At 72.0% G+C, this 21,469-nt stretch carries 17 protein-coding genes and 1 pseudogene; 13 read left to right on the plus strand and 5 right to left on the minus strand.

Translation table 11 applies throughout. From position 1 onward, the window contains the following. Positions 1–39: 39 nt before the first annotated feature. Complete coding sequence (pruA, locus tag ABEB00_RS29810) at positions 40–1,671, plus strand: L-glutamate gamma-semialdehyde dehydrogenase (RefSeq protein WP_345623657.1); 1,632 nt, start codon at positions 40–42, stop codon at positions 1,669–1,671. A 329-nt stretch (positions 1,672–2,000) separates the two neighbouring features. Next, complete coding sequence (locus ABEB00_RS29815; RefSeq protein ID WP_345623658.1) at positions 2,001–2,132, plus strand: hypothetical protein; 132 nt, start codon at positions 2,001–2,003, stop codon at positions 2,130–2,132. 10 nt (positions 2,133–2,142) lie between these two features. On the opposite strand, the gene ABEB00_RS29820 is transcribed toward ABEB00_RS29815, so the two are convergent. After that, on the minus strand, positions 2,143–3,741 hold the full coding sequence (locus tag ABEB00_RS29820) for a purple acid phosphatase family protein (RefSeq protein ID WP_345623659.1): 1,599 nt from the start codon (positions 3,739–3,741) through the stop codon (positions 2,143–2,145). A 130-nt stretch (positions 3,742–3,871) separates the two neighbouring features. Between ABEB00_RS29820 and ABEB00_RS29825 the strand changes: the two genes are divergently transcribed. The 9 genes from ABEB00_RS29825 to ABEB00_RS29865 all read left to right on the plus strand — a co-directional run bounded on the left by ABEB00_RS29825 (position 3,872) and on the right by ABEB00_RS29865 (position 17,402). Then, positions 3,872–4,924 (plus strand): 3-isopropylmalate dehydrogenase, encoded by a 1,053-nt coding sequence (locus ABEB00_RS29825; protein WP_345623661.1) that lies wholly within the window; start codon positions 3,872–3,874, stop codon positions 4,922–4,924. 260 nt (positions 4,925–5,184) lie between these two features. Continuing rightward, the gene (locus ABEB00_RS29830) at positions 5,185–6,345 is read left to right on the plus strand and encodes a branched-chain amino acid aminotransferase (protein WP_345623662.1); all 1,161 of its coding nucleotides are present in this window, start codon (positions 5,185–5,187) and stop codon (positions 6,343–6,345) included. 190 nt (positions 6,346–6,535) lie between these two features. Beyond that, a complete protein-coding gene (gene ureA / locus ABEB00_RS29835) occupies positions 6,536–7,357 on the plus strand; it encodes an urease subunit gamma (protein ID WP_425586590.1) in 822 nt (273 codons plus the stop codon). After that, positions 7,354–9,066 carry an urease subunit alpha gene (locus ABEB00_RS29840; protein ID WP_345623663.1) on the plus strand — a complete coding sequence of 571 codons (1,713 nt, stop codon included), beginning with the start codon at positions 7,354–7,356 and terminating at the stop codon, positions 9,064–9,066. Before ureA ends, ABEB00_RS29840 begins: the two co-directional genes overlap by 4 nt. Before the next feature lie 53 nt (positions 9,067–9,119). Further along, positions 9,120–10,127, plus strand: coding sequence for an agmatine deiminase family protein (locus tag ABEB00_RS29845; protein ID WP_345623684.1), 1,008 nt, complete (start codon positions 9,120–9,122; stop codon positions 10,125–10,127). 15 nt (positions 10,128–10,142) lie between these two features. Next, the gene (locus ABEB00_RS29850; RefSeq protein ID WP_345623664.1) at positions 10,143–10,742 is read left to right on the plus strand and encodes a TetR/AcrR family transcriptional regulator; all 600 of its coding nucleotides are present in this window, start codon (positions 10,143–10,145) and stop codon (positions 10,740–10,742) included. A 380-nt stretch (positions 10,743–11,122) separates the two neighbouring features. Next, on the plus strand, positions 11,123–12,727 hold the full coding sequence (gene cimA / locus ABEB00_RS29855) for a citramalate synthase (protein ID WP_345623665.1): 1,605 nt from the start codon (positions 11,123–11,125) through the stop codon (positions 12,725–12,727). Positions 12,728–12,925: 198 nt separating this feature from the next. Continuing rightward, on the plus strand, positions 12,926–15,949 hold the full coding sequence (locus tag ABEB00_RS29860) for a glycoside hydrolase family 3 N-terminal domain-containing protein (RefSeq protein WP_345623666.1): 3,024 nt from the start codon (positions 12,926–12,928) through the stop codon (positions 15,947–15,949). A 91-nt stretch (positions 15,950–16,040) separates the two neighbouring features. Next, the gene (locus ABEB00_RS29865) at positions 16,041–17,402 is read left to right on the plus strand and encodes a hypothetical protein (RefSeq protein WP_345623668.1); all 1,362 of its coding nucleotides are present in this window, start codon (positions 16,041–16,043) and stop codon (positions 17,400–17,402) included. A gap of 5 nt (positions 17,403–17,407) precedes the next feature. Here ABEB00_RS29865 and ABEB00_RS29870 read toward each other — a convergent pair whose 3' ends face one another. Then, the gene (locus ABEB00_RS29870) at positions 17,408–17,713 is read right to left on the minus strand and encodes a DUF397 domain-containing protein (RefSeq protein ID WP_345623669.1); all 306 of its coding nucleotides are present in this window, start codon (positions 17,711–17,713) and stop codon (positions 17,408–17,410) included. Continuing rightward, positions 17,710–18,531 carry a helix-turn-helix domain-containing protein gene (locus tag ABEB00_RS29875; protein WP_345623670.1) on the minus strand — a complete coding sequence of 274 codons (822 nt, stop codon included), beginning with the start codon at positions 18,529–18,531 and terminating at the stop codon, positions 17,710–17,712. The genes ABEB00_RS29870 and ABEB00_RS29875 overlap by 4 nt, the downstream gene beginning before the upstream one ends. Positions 18,532–18,643: 112 nt before the next feature. On the opposite strand from ABEB00_RS29875, the pseudogene ABEB00_RS29880 reads away from it, so the two are divergent. Then, positions 18,644–19,051: pseudogene (locus ABEB00_RS29880) on the plus strand (ATP-binding protein); the annotation flags it as partial. Here ABEB00_RS29880 and ABEB00_RS29885 read toward each other — a convergent pair. Further along, the gene (locus tag ABEB00_RS29885; protein WP_345623671.1) at positions 18,972–19,934 is read right to left on the minus strand and encodes a DMT family transporter; all 963 of its coding nucleotides are present in this window, start codon (positions 19,932–19,934) and stop codon (positions 18,972–18,974) included. The pseudogene ABEB00_RS29880 and the gene ABEB00_RS29885 overlap by 80 nt on opposite strands. Before the next feature lie 75 nt (positions 19,935–20,009). Here ABEB00_RS29885 and ABEB00_RS29890 point away from each other — a divergent pair, with 75 nt between their 5' ends. Beyond that, entirely contained in the window at positions 20,010–20,618 is a 609-nt protein-coding gene (locus tag ABEB00_RS29890; protein WP_345623672.1) for a TetR/AcrR family transcriptional regulator, read from the plus strand. 117 nt (positions 20,619–20,735) lie between these two features. Here ABEB00_RS29890 and ABEB00_RS29895 read toward each other — a convergent pair whose 3' ends face one another. Then, positions 20,736–21,350, minus strand: coding sequence for a YceI family protein (locus tag ABEB00_RS29895; protein WP_345623685.1), 615 nt, complete (start codon positions 21,348–21,350; stop codon positions 20,736–20,738). Positions 21,351–21,469 lie beyond the last annotated feature (119 nt).

A 21,469-nucleotide genomic window follows, 5' to 3' on the forward strand; every position in this document is an offset into this window, starting at 1 on the left:
ACCGCTCGCAACCGCTCAAGTCAAGGAGTCCCGGAACCCATGGACGCTGTGACCCAGGTCCCCACCCCCGTCAACGAGCCGGTGCACGGCTACGCCCCCGGCTCGCCCGAACGCGCCCGGCTGGAGGCCAAGCTCAAGGAGCTGGCCGACAACCCGATCGACCTGACCTGCACCATCGGCGGCGAGCGGCGGATGGGCGGCGGCGAGCGCTTCGACGTCGTGCAGCCGCACAACCACCAGGCCCGCCTGGGCACCTACGCCAACGCCACCGAGCAGGACGCGCAGGACGCGATCGACGCCGCCCTCGCCGCCGCCCCGGCCTGGCGCGCGATGTCCTTCGACGACCGCGCGGCGATCATCCTGCGCGCCGCCGAACTGCTCTCCGGCCCGTGGCGCGAGACGCTGGCCGCCTCCACGATGCTCGGCCAGTCCAAGACCGCCCAGCAGGCCGAGATCGACACGCCCTGCGAGCTGGTCGACTTCTGGCGCTTCAACGTCTCCTACGCCCGCCAGATCCTGGCCGAGCAGCCCCCGGCCCACGCCCCGGGCGTCTGGAACCGGCTGGACCACCGCCCGCTGGAGGGGTTCGTCTACGCGATCACGCCGTTCAACTTCACGGCGATCGCCGCCAACCTGCCCACCGCCCCCGCCCTCATGGGCAACGTGGTGGTCTGGAAGCCGTCCCCGACGCAGACCCACGCCGCCGTGCTGATGATGCGCCTCCTGGAGGAGGCGGGCCTGCCCAAGGGCGTCATCAACCTGGTGACCGGCGACGGCATCGCCGTCTCCGAGGTGGCGCTGAGCCACCGCGACCTGGCCGGCATCCACTTCACCGGCTCCACCAAGACCTTCCAGCACCTGTGGAAGACGGTCGGCGAGAACATCGAGAAGTACCGCACCTACCCGCGTCTGGTCGGCGAGACCGGCGGCAAGGACTTCGTCGTCGCCCACCCGAGCGCCGACCGCGCGGTGCTGAAGACCGCCCTGACCCGCGGCGCCTTCGAGTACCAGGGCCAGAAGTGCAGCGCCACCTCCCGCGCCTACCTCCCGGCGTCCCTGTGGAACGACGGCTTCAAGGAGGAGTTCGCGGCCGAGATCGACGGCCTCACCATGGGTGACGTCACCGACCTGTCGCACTTCCTCGGCGCCCTCATCGACGAGCGGTCCTTCGCCAAGAACAAGGCCGCCATCGACCGGGCCGGGCAGGACCCCACCTGCACGATCGTCGCGGGCGGCAGCTACGACGACTCGGTGGGCTACTTCGTCCGCCCGACCGTCATCGAGTGCACCGACCCGGAGAACGAGGTCTTCACGACCGAGTACTTCGGCCCGATCCTCGCCGTCCACGTCTACGAGGACGACAAGTACGAGGAGATGCTGACGCAGATGGAGTCGGCGTCCGACTACGCCCTCACCGGCTCGGTCATCTCCAGCGACCGCGCGGCCACGGCGTACACGATGGACAAGCTCCGCTACGCGGCCGGCAACTTCTACATCAACGACAAGTCGACCGGCGCGGTCGTCGGCCAGCAGCCCTTCGGCGGCGGCCGGGCCTCCGGCACCAACGACAAGGCCGGCGCCCCGCAGAACCTGATGCGCTGGACGCTGACCCGCACCATCAAGGAGTCGCTGCTCTCGCCGACCGAGTACGGCTACCCCCACATGGGCTGACGCCCACCCCGAGCAGGACGGGCCAGGTCTCCCCCCGGACCTGGCCCGTCCGCGTTCCCGCAGCACACGGCGGAAGGCGAAGCGCAGGTCACGGCGGTGTGACGCACTCCACCGTCTCAGATAGTAGGAAGTCCGAGTAATTGTGGAGACAGACGCTCCGCACTCGCTTAGCGTTGTAGGAGCCGAACGAAATCGCTCCACCCAGCGAACGGCGGTCGTGAGCCGGGCAACGCGCAGGCAACCCCTGCGGCCCGCGGCTCCCCGCCCCTTCCGGCATCTGGAATTCCGTCTTCCGTGTTCCCGCCTGCTGCCGAAGGAGTCGATCCCCCATGGCCGAGACGACCGCCCGCCGCCGTGTCCGTCACGTCTCCCGCACGAGCGACGCCGACCGCAAGAACGCCGCCGCCGCCCTCCAGCGCGCCCTCGACCTCCGCGACAACGGCGGGTCGACCGGCCACTGACGCCGTCGGATCAGCGCCCGCGCCGCACCTCGAAGTGGTCGACGCGGGTGCCGTCCGGCGTCAGCGCCGAGACCTTCAGCGCCGGTGCGGCGCCCGCCTCCACCTCCACCCGGAGGAACGAGAAACCCCGGTAGCGCACCCGCGACCACTCCACCCGCTCCGCCTTGCGGTCCCGTGACCGGGTCCAGCGAAAGCTGCTGACCGAGTCGGGCTCGGCGAGCCGCCCCTCGTGGCTCTCGGGGACGCCGGCCGGGAAGCCGTACAGGTCCTTGCCGCCGCCGCCCGCGGTGACGTACACGATCCCGTCGCGGCGGGGGTCGGTCTCGCCGCCGACCGGGACCGGCCTGCCCACCTCCCCGTTCCGCACGGCGTCGGTGCGCTCGTACACGTGGTTGTGGCCGTTGATCACCAGGTCCACCTGGAACCGGGCGAACAGCGGCACCCACTCGGCGCGCACCCCGCCGTCCGAGGCGTGGGTCGAGGTCGAGTACGCGCAGTGGTGGAAGAAGACGATCACGAACTCCACCTCCGGGTCGGCCCGCAGCCCGGTGAGGGTCCGCTCCAGCCAGCGCGTCTGCCGGCCCTCGGTGTAGCCGCGGTTGGCGGGGATCTCGTACGAGACGTCGTTGGCGTCCAGCGCCACGACGCCGACGTTTCCGTAGGTGAACGCGTAGACACCCGGTGCGGTCCGCGGATCGAAGCCGTTCTCCGGCAGGGAGAACCGGGCCAGTTGGCCGCCGTAGCCGTCCGGCGAGTACCACGCCTCCATGTCGTGGTTGCCGGTCGTCACCATCCACGGCACCGCACGCGCCACCGGCTCGGTCTGCTTCAGGAACAGGTCCCAGCGGGTGGCGTCGTAGGTGTCCGTCGTCTCGCCGCGGCCCTTGTCGTCCGCGTAGCAGATGTCGCCCGCGTGCAGGTGGAACGCGGGGTCGTGGCGGAGCAGTTCGCTGTTGTTGCCCAGTGCCTCGGGGCCGACGCCCTGGTCGCCGAAGGCGGTGAAGACGAAGCGTTCCGGGGCCGCGGGCGCGGTGCGGAAGGAGGCCACGGTGGAGCGGTGCGGGGGCGTCGCCGGGTCGAAGCCCTCGTGGCCGACGCCGTAGTAGTACGTCGTACCGGGGCGCAGCCCGTCCAGGGCGGCGTGCAGGTAGTACTGCTCGACCGCGCCCAGCCCCCGCAGCGCGGGCGTGGCCAGGTCGCGGACCTCCGCCTCGATCCGCCGGTCCAGGTCGTCGGGGCGCAGCCCCACCCGGACGAACGGCCGGCGCACCGCGAGCGGCACCTGCCAGGAGATCCGCATCTGCCGCCGCGGCTCGGCGCCGAAGGCGAGATGGCGGCCGAAGGGGGTGACCACCGAGCCGGACACGGTCGCCGCCGCCGGCGGCGCGGGGTGCGCGGTCCGCGCGGCCCCGGCGGCCGTGCCGCCCGCCGCCTGCGTGCCGCCCGCCCCCCTCGGGCCGGAACAGCCCGTCAGCAGCCCGCTCGCCACCGCCCCCGCCGTCACCAGGGTGCGGCGGCGGGTCGGCCGGGTGCGCAGGTACTCGTACTGCTCCGCCATGCTCATCCGGCGGGCCAGTTCGGGCGGGACGCCGAAGTCGGGTATCTCCATGGTCCCGAACATCCCCCCGCCGGCCAACGCCCGCACCGCGTACGGGTGAACGCGGACCGACGGGAAAGCACCGCGTCCGCATGCCGGACATCGCGTGTCATCCCATGGGACGAGGAGTAGGGTGCCGCACATGTCGGCTAGCTCTCGCATCCTCAATCTCGCAGTCATTCCCGGTGACGGCATCGGCCAGGAGGTCGTGGCCGAAGGCCTCAAGGTGCTCTCCGCCGTCCTGCCGCAGGATGTGAAGCTGGAGACCGAGGAGTTCGACTTCGGCGCCAGGCGTTACCACGCCACCGGTGAGACCCTCACCGACGCCGACCTCGACGCCCTCAAGCGGCACGACGCCATCCTGCTCGGCGCCATCGGCGACCCGTCGGTGCCCTCCGGCGTCCTGGAGCGCGGCTTCCTGCTCAAGCTCCGCTTCGCCTTCGACCACCACGTCAACCTGCGGCCGTCGAAGCTGCTGCCGGGTGTCGCCACCCCCCTGGCCGGCCAGCCGGAGATCGACTTCGTCGTGGTCCGCGAGGGCACCGAGGGCCCGTACACCGGCAACGGCGGCACCATCCGCAAGGGCACGCCGCACGAGGTGGCCACCGAGGTCTCCGTCAACACCGCCTTCGGTGTCGAGCGCGTGGTCCGGGACGCCTTCGCCCGCGCCCAGGCCCGCCCGCGCAAGAAGCTCACGCTGGTCCACAAGAACAACGTGCTGACCTTCGCCGGCCACCTGTGGACCGACGTCTTCCACAAGGTGGCCGCGGAGTTCCCCGAGGTCGCCACCGACTACATCCACGTCGACGCGGCGACGATCTACCTCGTCACCGACCCGGCCCGCTTCGACGTGATCGTCACCGACAACCTCTTCGGCGACATCATCACCGACCTCGCCGCGGCCGTCTCCGGCGGCATCGGCGTCGCCGCCAGCGGGAACATCAACCCCTCCGGCGAGTTCCCCTCGATGTTCGAGCCGGTGCACGGCTCCGCGCCCGACATCGCCGGCCAGGGCAAGGCCGACCCGAGCGCCACCGTGCTCTCCGTCGCCCTGCTGCTGCGCCACCTCGGTCACGAGTCCGAGGCCGCCCGGATCGAGGAGGCGGTCGCCGCCGACCTCGCCGAGCGGGTCGGCAAGCCCGCGCGCTCCACCTCCGAGATCGGCGACGCGCTCGCTGTACGAGTAGCCGGCTGACCGGCCGCGCACTCGAAACCACACCTTTCGAAGCCGCCGGGTCCAGAAAACAAGGCATCCGGCGGCTTTCACCTGTCCCCGCCGGGTGCGACCATCGACCCTGAGCCGCATTCACCCCGTTTCATCCGTCCCGGACCGCGCGCGATAATCGAACGCGGAGCCGCGACATGAGGGAATGCTCGGACGTTCTGGCACTGGCCACTGGCAGTACGGGCGTGAGCGCGGCCCGTCACGACAACCGGTGAAGGACAACGCCCCCAATGACAACGCCCACGACGCCCACCACACCCAATGCGCCCACGACTCCCGCGGCCTCCACGACGGGCGGGACGGGCCCGACGTCGACGATCGAGCTGAAGCCGACCGCCGGCCCGCTCTCCGCCGCCGAGCGCGACGCGATCCTGGCCAACCCGGGGTTCGGCCGCCACTTCACCGACCACATGGTGACGATCAAGTGGACCGAGGGCCGCGGCTGGCACGACGGCCGGCTCGTGCCGTACGCCCCGCTCTCCCTCGACCCGGCCACCATGGTCCTGCACTACGCGCAGGAGATCTTCGAGGGGCTCAAGGCGTACCGCAGGCCCGACGGGTCGGTCGCCACCTTCCGCCCGGAGAAGAACGCCGCCCGCTTCCAGGCGTCCGCCCGCCGGCTCGGCATGCCGGAGCTTCCGGTGGACACCTTCATCGAGGCATGTGACGCACTCGTCAAGCAGGACCAGGCGTGGGTCCCGGCGCACGGCGGCGAGGAGTCCCTCTACCTGCGCCCGTTCATGATCGCCACCGAGGTCGGCCTGGGCGTCAAGCCGGCCAACGAGTACCTCTTCCTGATCATCGCCTCCCCGGCCGGCGCATATTTCCCCGGTGGGGTGAAGCCGGTCTCCATCTGGGTCTCGGAGGACCGCGTCCGCGCCGTCCCCGGCGGCATGGGCGACGCCAAGACCGGCGGCAACTACGCCGCCTCCCTGCTCGCCCAGGCCGAGGCCGCCGCCAAGGGCTGCGACCAGGTCTGCTACCTCGACGCGATCGAGCGCCAGTGGGTCGAGGAGCTGGGCGGCATGAACCTGTACTTCGTGTACGGGGACCGGATCGTCACCCCCACCCTCACCGGCTCCATCCTGGAGGGCGTCACCCGCGACTCCCTGCTCACCGTCGCCCGTGATCTCGGCTACCGGGCCGAGGAGGGCCGGATCTCCGTGGAGCAGTGGCAGCGCGACTCGGAGAACGGCTCCCTGACCGAGGTCTTCGCCTGCGGTACGGCCGCGGTGATCACGCCCGTCGGCACGGTCAAGCGGGCCGGTACCGAGTGGCGGCAGGGCGGTGGCGAGCCCGGCGAGGTGACCCTCCGGCTCCGCCAGGCGCTGCTCGACATCCAGCGCGGCACCGCCGAGGACACCCACGGCTGGATGCGCACGCTGGCCTGATCCCGCACCGCGTACGGCCGCCGGGGCCGCCCGGGACGATCCGTCCCGAGCGGCCCTGACGCATATCTTCGAGCGCCACTCAAAGCAAAAACTCGGCCTTCTTGTCCTGCGTACGGCTTTCTCTTAGAGTGCTGCTCTAACAGAGTGCTGCTCTGACAAGCTGTACGGGGAACGCGAGGAGGTGCCCGCCGTGCGACTGACTCCCACGGAACGCGACCGGCTGCTGCTGTTCTCGGCCGCCGAACTGGCCCGCGGCCGCCGGGCGCGCGGGCTGCGGCTCAACGTGCCGGAGGCGACCGCGCTGATCGCCGACACCGTCTGCGAGGCGGCCCGCGACGGCGTCCGGCTGGCCGAGGCGGTCACGCGGGCGCGGTCGGTGCTGGGCCCGGACGACGTGCTGCCGGGTGTCGCCGACATCGTCACCGAGGTGCATGTCGAGGCCGTCTTCGACGACGGCTCCCGGCTCGCGGTGGTCTCCGATCCGATCGGCGGGGGCCTGGGGGAACGGGCCCCGGGCGCACTGCTGCCGGGACCCGAGCCGGGACCGGAGCCCGAGCCGCAGCAGGAGCCGGGACCGGAGCCCGAGCCCGAGCAGGAGCCGGGACCGGAGTCGCCACGGGAGCCGGGAGGGCAGTACGCCGAGCCCGTACCGGCCCTGCGCCTACCGGTCGCCAACACGGCTGCCGTGCCCGTCTCGGTCACCTCCCACTTCCACTTCTTCGAGGCCAACCCGCGGCTGGACTTCGACCGCGCCGCCGCCTACGGCATGCGGCTCGCCGTCCCGGCTGGGTCCTCGGTGCGGTTCGGGCCCGGCGAGAGCGCCGAGGTGGGTCTCGTGCCGCTGGGCGGCGACCGGATCGCCATCGGTTTCGCCGGCCTGGTCGACGGCCCGCTCGACGCGCCCGGCGCCCGCGAGGAGGCCCTGCGCCGCGCCGCCGCCTGCGGCTACCTCGGAGTGCCGGGGAGCCCGGCGCCCGCCCTGGACGTCCCGGCCCCCGAGGAGGACCGATGAGCCGCCCCGGCGGACACCCCGTCGAGGCGCGGCGCCTCACCCCGCACGAGTACGCCGCCACCCACGGCCCCCGGGCCGGTGACCGGCTCCGGCTCGGTGACTCGGGGCTGGTGATCCGGGTCGAGTCCGACGCGCAGCGCCACGGCGACGAGTTCCTGGCCGGGTTCGGCAAGACCGCCCGCGACGGGCTGCACCTGAAGGCGGCGGCCGTCCGCGCCACCTGCGACGTCGTGGTCAGCAACGTCGTCGTGATCGACGCGGCGCTGGGCATCCGGAAGGTGTCCATCGGTATCCGGGAAGGGCGTATCCACGCCATCGGGCGGGCCGGCAACCCCGACACCCTCGACGGCGTCGACGTCGTCGTCGGCACCGGTACGTCGATCGTCTCCGGTGAGGGCCTGATCGCCACCGCCGGTGCCGTCGACACCCACGTCCACCTGCTCTCCCCGCGCGTCATGGAGGCGTCCCTGGCGTCCGGCGTGACCACGGTCATCGGCCAGGAGTTCGGGCCGGTGTGGGGCGTCGGCGTCAACTCGCCCTGGGCGCTGAAGCACGCCTTCGCCGCGTTCGACGCCTGGCCGGTCAACATCGGCTTCCTCGGCCGGGGCTCCTCGTCCCACCCCGCCCCGCTGACCGAGGCCCTCGCGGAGGGCGGCGCCTGCGGTTTCAAGGTGCACGAGGACATGGGCGCCCACACCCGCGCCCTGGACACCGCCCTGCGCGCCGCCGAGGAGCACGACGTGCAGGTCGCCCTGCACAGCGACGGCCTGAACGAGTGCCTGTCGGTCGAGGACACCCTCCAGGTCCTCGACGGCCGCACCATCCACGCCTTCCACATCGAGGGCTGCGGCGGCGGACACGTCCCGAACGTCCTGAAGATGGCCGGTGTGCCGAACGTCATCGGTTCCTCCACCAACCCCACCCTGCCCTTCGGCCGGGACGCGGTCGCCGAGCACTACGGCATGATCGTCTCCGTCCACGACCTGAAGACCGACCTGCCGGGCGACGCCGCCATGGCCCGCGACCGCATCCGCGCCGGGACCATGGGCGCCGAGGACGTGCTGCACGACCTGGGCGTGATCGGCATCACCTCCTCCGACGCCCAGGGCATGGGACGGGCGGGCGAGACGGTCCGCCGCACCTTCGCCATGGCCGGGAAGATGAAGGCCGAGTCCGGCGCCCCCGACGTCGGCCACGACAACGAGCGGGTGCTGCGGTACATCGCCAAGCTGACCCTCAACCCCGCGATCGCCCACGGCCTCGCCCACGAGGTCGGCTCCATCGAGGTGGGCAAGCTCGCCGACCTCGTGCTCTGGCGCCCGGAGTACTTCGGCGCCAAACCGCAGCTCGTCCTCAAGTCCGGTTTCCCGGCGTACGGGGTGGTGGGCGACCCCAACGCGGCCACCGACACCTGCGAGCCGCTGGTCCTCGGCCCGCAGTTCGGGGCGCACGGCGCCACCCCCGCCGAGATCTCCGTGGCCTTCGTCGCGCGGGCCGCCCTCGACCAGGGCGGCGACCGGATGCCGACCCGCCGCCGCCGGGTCGCGGTGCGCGGCACCCGCGGTATCGGCCCGGCCGACCTGCGCCTGAACTCCCGTACCGGCACGGTCGACGTCGACGGGCGCACCGGACTGGTCACCCTCGACGGCGAACCGATCCGCTCCGCGCCGGCCGACTCCGTCCCCCTCAACCGCCTGTACTTCCTGTGAGGAACCCCGTGAAGACGGCCCCCCCGAACACCCCCGCCGCCGACGGCTTCCGGATGCCCGCCGAGTGGGCTCCGCACGAGCGCACCTGGATGGCGTGGCCCGGCCCCAACCTCACCTTCGACGACCCCGGCGACCTGGCCGGGGCCCGCCGCGCCTGGGCCTCGGTGGCCCGCGCGGTGCGCCGCTTCGAGCCGGTCACGGTGGTGTGCGGGCCGGGCCGGTCGGCCGGCGCGCGGGAACTGCTGGGTCCGGGCGTCGACACGGTGGAACGCGCGCTGGACGACGCCTGGATGCGGGACATCGGCCCGACCTTCCTGACCGACGGCCGCGAACTGGCCGCCGTCGACTGGACGTTCAACGGCTGGGGCGCCCAGCCCTGGGCCCGCTGGGAGCACGACGCGAGGATCGGCGCGCAGGTGGCCGCGCTCGCGGGCGCCCGGACGTACGCCTCGAAGCTGGTCAACGAGGGCGGCGGCCTCCACGTCGACGGCGAGGGCACGGTCCTGCTGACCGAGACGGTCCAGCTCGGCCCCGAGCGCAACCCCGGCTGGACCCGCGCACAGGTGGAGGCGGAGATCCACGCCCACCTCGGCACCCGCAAGGCGATCTGGCTGCCGCGCGGCCTGACCGCCGACTATCCCCCGCACGGTTACGGCACCCTCGGCCACGTCGACATCGTCGCCGCCTTCGCCGGCCCCGGCGTGGTCGTCGCCCACCACCAGCCGGACCCCGCCCACCCCGACCACGAGGTCACCAAGGAGGCCATCGGCGTCCTGCGGGCCGCCACCGACGCCCGGGGCCGCCGCCTGGAGGTGGTGGAGGTCGCCGCCCCGACCGCGCTGGAAGCGGACGGCCACTGGTCCGACCACTCCTACATCAACCACTACGTCTGCAACGGCGGCGTCGTCCTGTGCGCCTTCGACGACCCGCGCGACGAACTCGCCGCGGGCCTGTTCCGGCGGCTCTATCCGGGCCGCACGGTGACCCTGGTCGACGCGCGTACGATCTTCGCGGGCGGCGGCGGCATCCACTGCATCACGCAGCAGCAGCCGAGGATCTAGACCGGGGAGCAGCAGATGGCCGGTGGGCGCAGGCAGGCGCCGCCGCGCGAGGACCTCCTCGCCGCCGCCATGGAGATGATCGCGCAGCGCGGTCTGGAGAAGCTGACCATGGCCGCGCTCGGCCGCGAGGTCGGCATGAGCAGCGGGCACCTCCTCTATTACTTCCACTCCAAGGACGAGCTGCTGCTGCGGACTCTGGAGTGGAGCGAGGGCCGCCTCGGCGCCGAGCGCGCCCGGTTGCTCGCCCGGCCCGGCCCGGCCCGCGAACGGCTCGGCGCCTACGTCGGCCTGTACGTCCCGGTCGGCCACCGCGACCCGCACTGGACGCTGTGGCTGGAGGTGTGGAACCGCTCGCAGAACGCCGCCGACGACGCCCGCGACCGGCAGGCCGCGATCGAGGGCGCCTGGCACCGCGACCTGGTCGCGCTGCTCGCGGAGGGTGTCTCACGCGGTGAGTTCCGCGCCGTCGACCCGGACCGCTTCGCCACCCGGCTGCGCGCCCTCCTCGACGGTTTCGCCCTCCAGGTGGTGATCGGGCTGCGCGGGACGGACCGGGAGAAGGTGCTCGGCCACGTCCGTGAGTTCCTGGACGAGCGCCTGCTCGCGGACGCGTGACCAGGACCGCGAGCGGGCCTCGGACGCGTGACCAGGCCCGCGAACGGACCTCGGGCGGCTGCCCGGGGCCCGCAGGCAGCCGCGGCCCGTATCGTGAGACGGCCGTCCGGGGCGGGGGTGGTCTGTGGTTGACTCCCTGCGTGCTCTCGTTCGCCACGATTATTGGCAGCAGGCGCGCCGGTCCGCAGTGACCGCCACGTACGACCAGGTACGGGCGGACACCGTCGTCCTCGACCCGCGCGCAGACCTCTCGCACCCGCGAGGGGTTTTTCGTTTTCCTGGCCCACCCCAAGCCGGGAAGAGAGCGCGAGGGATCATAGAAGGACGGTGGAGCCGGTCATTCCGGTAGACCGAGATTCCCCACAGGAGCCCTGAAGATCATGACCGTAACCAGCGAGCTGGACGATTCGTTCCACGTCTTCGACACCACCCTGCGCGACGGCGCGCAGCGCGAGGGCATCAACCTCACCGTCGCGGACAAACTGGCCATCGCGCGGCACCTGGACGATTACGGCGTGGGCTTCATCGAGGGCGGCTGGCCCGGCGCGAACCCGCGGGACACCGAGTTCTTCGCCCGCGCCCGCAAGGAGATCGACTTCCGGCACGCCCAACTCGTCGCTTTCGGCGCCACCCGCCGCGCGGGCGCGAAGGCCGCCGAGGACCCGCAGGTCAGGGCGTTGCTGGAGTCCGGCGCCGAGGTGATCACCCTGGTCGCCAAGTCTCATGACCGGCACGTCGAACTCGCCCTGCGCACCACCCTGGACGAGAACCTCGCGATGGTCCGCGACACCGTCTCCCACCTGCGCGCCGAGGGCCGCCGGGTCTTCGTCGACTGCGAGCACTTCTTCGACGGCTACCGCGCCAACCCCGAGTACGCCAAGGCCGTGGTCCGTACGGCCGCCGAGGCCGGCGCCGACGTCGTCGTGCTCTGCGACACCAACGGCGGCATGCTCCCCGCCCAGATCCAGGCCGTGGTCGCCACCGTGCTCGCCGACACCGGCGCCCGGCTCGGCATCCACACCCAGGACGACACCGGCTGCGCGGTCGCCAACACCCTCGCCGCCGTCGACGCGGGCGCCACCCACGTCCAGTGCACGGCCAACGGCTACGGCGAGCGGGTCGGCAACGCCAACCTCTTCCCGGTCGTCGCCGCCCTGGAGCTGAAGTACGGCATGCGGGTACTGCCCGAGGGCAGGCTGCGCGAGACCACCCGCATCTCGCACGCCATCGCCGAGGTGGTCAACCTCACCCCCTCCACCCACCAGCCCTACGTCGGTGTCTCCGCCTTCGCCCACAAGGCCGGCCTGCACGCCTCCGCCATCAAGGTCGACCCGGACCTCTACCAGCACACCGACCCGGCGCTGGTCGGCAACACCATGCGGATGCTGGTCTCCGACATGGCGGGCCGCGCCTCCATCGAGCTGAAGGGCAAGGAACTCGGCATCGACCTCGGCGGCGACCGCGAGCTGGTCGGCCGGGTCGTGGAGCGCGTCAAGGAACGCGAACTGAGGGGCTACACCTACGAGGCCGCCGACGCCTCCTTCGAACTGCTGCTCCGCGCCGAGGTGGAGGGCGCCCCGCTCAGCTACTTCTCCGTGGAGTCCTGGCGGGCCATCGTCGAGGACCGCCCCGACGGCTCCCACGCCAACGAGGCCACCGTGAAGCTGTGGGCGAAGGGCGAGCGGATCGTCGCGACCGCCGAGGGCAACGGCCCGGTGAACGCCCTCGACCGCGCCCTGCGCGTCGCCCTGGAGAAGATCTACCCGCAGCTCGCCAAGCTGGAGCTGGTCGACTACAAGGTCCGCATCCTGGAGGGCGTCCACGGCACCCAGTCCACCACCCGCGTCCTGATCTCGACGGGCGACGGCACGGGGGAGTGGTCCACGGTCGGCGTCGCGGAGAACGTGATCGCCGCGTCCTGGCAGGCCCTGGAGGACGCCTACACGTACGGGCTGCTCCGGGCCGGGGTGACCCCGGCCCCCTGACACCCCCGCGCCTTGCACCGGCCGACCCGCCCCTCCGACAGGCCCCGCCCCTCCGACAGGCCCCGCCCGTCGGAGGGGTGACGTCTGTGGCGGGGCGACGCGGGGAGTCTTGACGGCCACAGGGGCTCCCAGTTAACTCACGCTTTGATCTAAGTCGCGAGTTTGCTATGAGTCGAGAGTCGAGAGTCGAGGACTTCCATGCGAAGAACCGCCTTGCTCGCCTGTGCCACCCTGCTCACCGGACTGCTCCCGCTGACCACGGCCGCCGCCGGTGCGTCGGCGGCCGACGACCCGGCACCGGTCGCCGTCGACCGGTTCGAGGGCGAGGTGCCGTTCGCCTCCCCGCCCGCCGAGGGCCTCTCCACCTGGGGCGGCGACGCCGACGACCCGCCCGCCCTGGAACTGGCCGCCCGCGCCGACGCCCCCGAGGGCGCGAAGGTGCTGGCCGGCACCTACGACATCAGCGGCTACGGCGGCTTCACCCACCAGTTCGCGAACGCCGGGCCCGCCCACGACTGGTCGGCCCACCGGGGCGTCCGCTTCTGGTGGGAGGGGCACGACAGCGGCAAGCGGATCGCCTACGAGATCAAGGACGGCGGCGCGAACGGCGACGCCTCAGAGCTGTGGACGACCTCCTTCGCCGACGACTTCACCGGCTGGAAGCAGATCGAGCTGCCGTTCTCCGACTTCGCGTACCGCACCGACTACCAGCCGGTCGGCGGCATCGACCAGCTCCTCGGCCTGACCGAGATGTGGGGGTACGCGGTCACGCTCCCGGTCGGCGTCAAGGGCGAGTTCGCCATGGACGGCGTCGAACTGTACGGCCGCGCCGACCAGTCGCTGCGCGCCTCCGTCAGCACCGGCGCCGCGGTGTACCCCGTGCCGGAGGGCAGGTCCGCCTCGGTCGGGATCACCGTCGGCACCACCGGTTCCGCCCCGCTGGAGGAACCCGTCACGGTCGCCTACGAGACCGCCGGTGACGGCACGGCGGCGGCGGGCGAGGACTTCGCTCCCGTCAGCGGCACGGTCACCTTCCCGGCCGGTACCGCCTCCGGCACCACCCGCGCCGTGCGGGTCGCCACCCTCAGGGACCGGTCCGCCGAGCCGGCCGAGACGATCCCGCTGAAGCTGACCGTCACCGGCGCCAAGGCCCCCGCCGAGAACCCGAGCGTCGTCGTGGACGCCCACGGACTGCCGTATCTCGACGAGCGGCTGCCGGTGAAGAAGCGGGTGGCGGACCTGCTGTCCCGGCTGAGCCTCGCGGAGAAGGCCGGGCAGATGACCCAGGCCGAGCGCGGCGCGATGACCGCCCCCGGTGACATCGCCACCCACGGCCTGGGCTCGCTGCTCTCCGGCGGCGGCTCCACACCGACCCCCAACACCCCCGCCGCGTGGGCGAGGATGGTCGACTCCTTCCAGCTCAGGGCGCAGGCCACCCGGTTCCAGATCCCGCTGGTCTACGGCGTGGACGCGGTGCACGGCCACAACAACGTCACCGGTGCGACCGTCACCCCCCACAACATCGGCCTCGGCGCCACCCGCGACCCGGACCTGGCCCGCCGCACCGCGGAGGTGACCGCCGGCGAGACCCGCGCCACCGGCGTCCCGTGGACCTTCGCGCCCTGCCTCTGCGTCGCCCGCGACGAACGCTGGGGCCGCACCTACGAGTCCTTCGGTGAGGACCCGGCGCTGGTGGAGTCGCTGGAGACGGTGATCCAGGGCCTCCAGGGCCGCGCCGACGGCAGCGACCTGGACCGTTCCGACAAGGTGCTGGCCACCGCCAAGCACTTCGTCGGCGACGGCGGCACCACCTTCGGCTCCTCCACCACCGGCAGCTACACCATCGACCAGGGCGTCACCGAGGTCACCCGGCGGGAACTGGAGGCCGTCCACCTCTCGCCGTACCGGGACGCCGTGGACCGGGGCGTCGGCACGGTCATGCCGTCCTACTCCTCGCTCGACCTCGGCGACGGACAGGGCCCGGTGAAGATGCACGCCCGCGCCGACCTGCTCACCGGCGTCCTCAAGGACCGGATGGGCTTCGACGGCTTCGTCATCAGCGACTGGAACGCCATCGACCAGCTCCCCGGCGACTACGCCGCCCAGGTCCGCACCTCGGTCAACGCGGGCCTGGACATGATGATGGTGCCGTACACGTACAAGGAGTTCAGCGGCACGCTCATCGAGGAGGCGCGGGCCGGGCGGGTCACCGAGCGGCGGATCGACGACGCCGTCTCGCGCATCCTCACCCAGAAGTTCCGCCTCGGCCTTTTCGAGCAGCCGTACGCCGACACGCGCGCCGCCTCGACGATCGGCTCCGCCGCGCACCGGGCCGTGGCCCGCGAGGCGGTCGCCGAGTCCCAGACGCTGCTGAAGAACACCGGCGGCCTGCTCCCGCTGAAGAAGAGCCAGCGGGTCTACGTCGCCGGGTCGAACGCCGACGACATCGGCAACCAGTCCGGCGGCTGGACCGTCACCTGGCAGGGCTCCTCCGGCGACATCACCCCCGGCACCACGGTCCTGGAGGGCCTGCGCGAGGCGGGCGGCCCCCTCACGTTCAGCGAGGACGCCTCCGCGCCGACCACCGGGTACGACGTCGGCGTGGTCGTGGTCGGGGAGACCCCGTACGCGGAAGGCGCCGGGGACGTCGGCAACGGCAACGACCTGGAGCTGACGGCCGCAGACAAGGCGGCCGTGGACAAGGTCTGCGCCGCGATGAGGTGCGCGGTGCTCGTCGTCTCGGGGCGCCCGCAGCTCATCGGCGACCGGCTCGGCGAGATCGACGCGCTGGTCGCCTCCTGGCTGCCCGGCACCGAGGGCGGCGGCGTGGCCGACGTCCTCTACGGCGAGCGGCCCTTCACCGGGCAGTTGCCGGTGACCTGGCCGAAGTCACAGGCGCAACTGCCGATCAACGTCGGTGACCCGTCGTACGACCCGCAGTTCCCCTACGGCTGGGGCCTGACCACCCGCACCCGCGTCCCCGCGGGCGGTGAGCGCACCCTCGCGGCCCTCGCCGCGGCCGCCCGCGCGGCCGAACGGACCGGCGCCGACGCGGCGGGCCGGAAACTGGTCACCCAGGCCCGGCTGCTCGTCCAGCGCGCGGCGGACGGCCACCTCTCCGAGGCGGTCGCCAAACCCTTCGCGGACGCCGACCACCTGGCCCTGACCGGCAGGTACGGGGCCGCCGTGGCTAAACTGACGGCCGCGTACAAGGCCGCCTGACCGCACCGCTCGCAGCACCCTTCGATCCCGGTGGCGATATCGCCACCGGGATCGATGTCCTTTCCGTCCCCCTTCAGGTATTTTCGAACATATGAGGCCCGCATTGGTGCGCACATTCGTCCGTCTGCTGCTCGTGCCGGTCGCCGCAGCGCTGGCGGTGCTGTCGCTGGGCGTGTCGGGGGCGCAGGCGCAGACCGACCTGTCCCGGGTCGCCGAGTCGCTGCGCGAGTCCCCCGTCTACGTGGACCCGGCCGCCTCCGACCTGCTCTCCGAGGCGGACGCCGAGGCGCTCGCCGACAAGATCGAGGACGCCGACAAACCCGTCTTCGTCGCGGTCCTCCCCGAGGGCTACCCGACCGAGAACCTCTTCCAGAACCTGCGCACCGAGACCGGCGTCACCGGTCTGTACGGCGTCCGCCTCGGCGACCGTTTCGACGCGCGCGCCGACAGCCGGGTGCTCAGCCCCCAGGGCGTGTCCAACCTGGTCACCGCCGTGCAGGACGCGGGCGACCCCAAGGCCCAGCTCAACGACTTCGTGGACGACGCGCTGCGCGGCGGTGTGCGCGGCTCGGCGCCGAGCGGGTGGAGCGACGGCGGCGACGGCGTGCCCGTCGGCGGGCTGATCGCCACCGGCGCGGTGGTCGCGGTCGGCGGCGCGGGCGCGTACGCCCTGGTCCGGCGCAACCGCCGCCGCCAGGAGGCGGAGCAGCGGGCCGCGCTGGAGAAGCTGCGGGTGGTCGTGGACGAGGACATCACGGCCTTCGGCGAGGAACTGGACCGCCTCGACTTCCAGCCCGGCGAACCGGGCGCGGACGACGCGATGCGGGCCGACTACGCGCGCTCACTGGACGCCTACGAACAGGCCAAGAACCTCATGGCCCAGGCCGGCCGGCCGGAGGACGTCCGCGCGGTCACCCAGGCCGTGGAGGACGGCCGCTTCGCGCTGGCCACCCTCGCCGCCCGGCGCGGCGGCCACCCCCTGCCCGAGCGTCGCCCGCCGTGCTTCTTCGACCCCCGGCACGGGCCCTCGGTCGAGGACGTCACCTGGACGCCGGTCGGCGGCGCCACCCGTCAGGTGCCGGTCTGCGCCGCCGACCGGGCCCGGCTGGCCGACGGCCAGGACCCGATGATCCGCGAGGTCGACACCGAGTACGGCCGCCGCCCCTACTGGGACGCGGGCCCCGCCTACGGCCCCTGGGCGGGCGGCTACTTCGGCGGCGGCATCCTGCCCGGCCTGCTGGTCGGCACGATGCTCGGCGGCATGATGGCCGGCCCCGCCTACGGGGCCGGCTACGGCGACGGATACGGCGACTTCGGCGGCGGCGACGCCTCCGGCGCGGACTTCAACAGCGACGACTTCTCGGGCGGCTTCGGCGGCGGCGGAGACTTCGGCGGTGGCGGTGACTTCGGCGGCGGAGGCGGTGGCGGAGGGGACTTCGGCGGCGGCTTCTGATCAGCTCAGAACGCGTGCCGCCCGAGGAACCCGGCCCAGGTGGCGGGGGCGACGGTGAGGATGCCTCCGCCGGGGTTCTTGGAATCCCGGACATGCACGGCGGCGGGATGGGCGGCGACTTCTACGCAATTGCCGCCCTCGCTGCTGCTGTGGCTTGACCTGTGCCAGTCGTAGGCGACCTCGACGCAGTTGCCACCTTCACTGCCGCTGTAGCTCGACTTGCGCCAGTCGTAGGCGACCTCTATGCAGTTGCCGCCCTCATTGCTGCTGTAGCTGGATTTGTGCCACGTCAGGTCGGCTGCGGTGTTCATGTCTCTCCTAGCAGTCCCTTTAGGAGGCGCGCACTCTCATCGGGTGAGAGGGCTTGGGACCGCAGCATTCCATACTTGTGGTGATAGCCGCTGATCTCGTCGGGATCTTCGACGAGGAAGCTGGCGCGTTGCACCTCCAGGTAGGTGAGCCGCTCGTGCTCGGGCGTCTCCAGCAGCAACATGGGCCCGTCGAGACTCGCGTGCGGGGTCCGATCCATCGGCATGATCTGGAAGCTCATGTGGATGGGCTCGGTGACCTCCAGGATCTGCCGGAATTGCTGCCGCATCACTTCCGGCCCACCGACCACGCGCCGGAGAAGACTCTCTTCCAGGACGAAGTGCCCGACAGGCGGCCGGTCGCGCTGCCAGATCAACTGCCGTTCCATCCGGGCGTTCACCCACTGCTCGGCCGTCTCGCTCTCGATCGCCGGGTACCGATAGTCGAAGACGGCACGGCAGTAGTCCCTGGTCTGCAACTGCCCCGGTACCACCTGGGTCTCGTACGACAGGATGCTCAGCGCCTCCTGCTCATGATCGACCAACCCCTGCGCGAACTGGACGATCCGTTCCCGCACCGGCATCTTCCGGATCAGGATCGTCAGCGTCCCGCCCGTGTCCAGCAGCTCATCGAACTGCTCGGCCCGGTCGGGCTGGAGAGCCAGCCGCCCCTGCTCGATGGACCCGATCGTGTCCACGTGCATGTTCGCCAGCTCGGCGAACTGCTCCTGCGTCAAACCACGCCGCTTCCGGTAGTGGGCGACCAGTGCCCCCACCGCTTGCCACGACCCGACCTTCTTCGGCCTCTTCGCCACATGCATGGCTGGTCCTTTCCCCCACGCACACCCGAATCCCTCGTAGTGGAGTCGTAGCAATCAGGACTACGACCTCACTCACTGAACCACTGTAATCACACACAGTGACACTGGTCTCATGAACGTGGATACCCAAGCCCCGACCGCCCGCTGGGCGTTCCACCGCCGCGACCGGCGATCCGTACGGCAGGCGCGGGAGTTCGCCCGCGCCGCGCTCGCGGACTGGGGCCTCACCGCCCGCACGGACGACGTGCTGCTCGTCGTGAGCGAGCTGGCGACCAACGCGTTGCTGCACGGAGCGCCTCCCGGCCGGGGTTTCGCCGTGCACCTCGCCCTGCGCCCCGACGGAGTCCTCCGCGTCGAGGTGCACGACAGCGGGGGCGGCGCCGTGCACCTCCCCGACGTCCCGGCGCCGGAGTCCGAGTCCGGCCGTGGGCTGCTGCTGGTCACCGCGCTCGCTGATGCGTGGGGGGTCGGGGAACGGAACCCCGGGAAGACCGTGTGGGCGGAGTTCGCGACGCGCGGGCCCCGCTCCCGCCCCCGCCCCCGCCCCCGCGACGGACGATGACGACGGCGGCGATGCCGACGGCCAGGCCGAGGGCGGTCATCACGCCGAACGGTTCGCCGAACATCAGGGCGCCCCAGACCGCCGTGACCGGGGCGATCAGGAACATGAGGGTGTTGACCTCGGTGACCCCGGAGCGCCGCAGGATCAGCCAGTACAGCCCGTAGCCGCCGAACGTGGGCAGGACCACGAGCCAGGCGGTCGCCAGCCAGAACGAGGAGCCGGCCGGCGGGGCGGCGGCCCCGAACGCCAGCGCGAGGACGCCGAAGACGACCGCGCTGGTCACGCAGTGGACGGTGAGGGCCACCCGGGGCGCGACCGGAACCCGGGTGCGCCCCTCCAGGAAGGTGGCCGCCACCAGCGACAGCATGCCGAGGAACGGCACCAGGTACGCCCACCAGGCCACGTCCGACCCCGCCGCGGCGGCGTCGGCGAGGGTGACCGTGGCGACCCCGGCCAGTCCCAGGCCGAGACCGAGCCACTGCCGCCGCGAGACGTACTGCCGCAGCAGCGGTCCGGCGAGCGCGCCGGCGACGAGCGGCTGGACGCCGTCGATGAGGGCGGTGGTGCCGCTGGAGACGCCGAGCTGGATGGCGTGGTAGACGCTGAGCAGATAGCCGCTCTGGGAGAGCAGGCCGATCGCGGCCTGCCGCCCCAGGTCCCGCCGGGACAGGCCCCGCCAGGCGGCCCGGGAGACGGCCGAGACCGCGAGCAGGGCGACGGCGAGCGGCAGGAACCGCCACAGCAGCAGCGTGAGGACGGGCGCGCTGTCGGCGCCGAGCTTGGCGCCGATGAACCCGGAGCTCCAGCAGAGCACGAAGGCGACGGGGAGCAGGACGGACACGGGAACCACCTAAAGTAAACAGATCGGTTTACTCGTCTTGGGTGCCCACTATACAGATCGGTATACTTTCGTCTCATGAAGCCCGCAGAGCACCCGCCCCGCGTCCGGATGACCCCCGCAGCCCGCCGCGTCCTGGCGGCGGCCGAGCGGCTGTTCTACGCCCACGGCATCCACGCGGTCGGCGTGGACCTGATCGCCGCCGAGTCGGGGGTGACGAAGAAGACGCTCTACGACCGGTTCGGTTCGAAGGAACAGATCGTCGTGGAGTACCTGGCGGGCCGGGACGAGCGGTGGCGGGTGTTCCTCGGCGGACGCCTGGACGCCGTACCGGAGGGGGAGCCGGCCGCCCGCGTCCTCGCGGTCTTCGACGCCTCGCGGGCGTGGGCGGCGGAACAGGGGTCCAGGGGCTGCGCCATGATCAACGCCCATGCCGAGATCGGCGACCCCGCGCACCCGGCGTACCCGGTCATCGCGGGCCAGAAGGCGTGGATGCTGGACCTGTTCACCACCCTCGCCGGTCAGGTCGAAGCCGGTGACGCGGACGGCGTGGAGGGTGCGGAACGCCTCGCGCGGGCGCTCATGCTGCTGCACGAGGGCGCGCTCGTCGCCCACGGCCTCGGCGTCTTCCCGGAGCCCTTCGCGCGGGCCCGCGAGGAGGCCCGGCGGCTGCTGACCGGGGGGTGACCTGGGGGGATGGCCCAGGAATGACCTGGGGGGATGACCGGGGGGCTGATCGCGGCCGGAAACGCCGAGCGCCCGCCCTTCCACCGGGGGGAGTGGAGGGCGGGCGCGCTCAGGGGGTCAGGCGTTCTTGATCGCCGAGATGTCGAAGTTCAGCTTGATCTTGTCGGAGACCAGCACGCCGCCGGTCTCCAGCGCGGCGTTCCAGGTCAGGCCGTACTCCGAGCGCAGGATCTCGGCCTTGCCCTCGAACCCGGCGCGCTCGTTGCCGAACGGGTCCTTGGCGACGCCGTTGAACTCCAGGACGATGGTGAGCGGCTTGGTGGTGCCGAGGACCGTGAGGTCGCCGGTGACGCGGTAGTCGTCGCCGCCGAGAGCCTCGACCGAGGTGGACCGGAAGGTCATCTTCGGGTGCTGGTCGATCGTGAAGAAGTCGGCGCTCTTGAGGTGGCCGTCACGGTCGGCGTTGCCGGTGTCGATGGACTCCATCGCGACGTCGAAGGAGGCGGTGGAGTTCGACGGGACGGCGCCGTCCAGGTGCAGGCTGCCGGTGAAGTCGCGGAACTGGCCCTTCACGTTGGTGACCATGGCGTGGCGGGCGGTGAAGCCGAGCGTGGTGTGGGTCGGGTCGATCGTGTACTCGCCGGTCAGCGCGGCCAGCTCCGGGCTCACCGGGGTGGCGGTGGCGGTGGTGGTGGCTTCGGCGGTGCTGTTGCCGCGGTTGAAGATACCCATGACGTACTCCCAGGGGACGGGGTCGCGGGCCCTGCGGGTCACGACCGGTGTGTTGTCGTTGAATGTTCAACGAGTTCAACGAGCACGACAGTAGCCCTATTCCGTTCAATGTTCAACCT

It is taken from the genome of Streptomyces ziwulingensis, assembly GCF_039542605.1.
Classification (GTDB): Bacteria; Actinomycetota; Actinomycetes; order Streptomycetales; family Streptomycetaceae; genus Streptomyces; species Streptomyces ziwulingensis.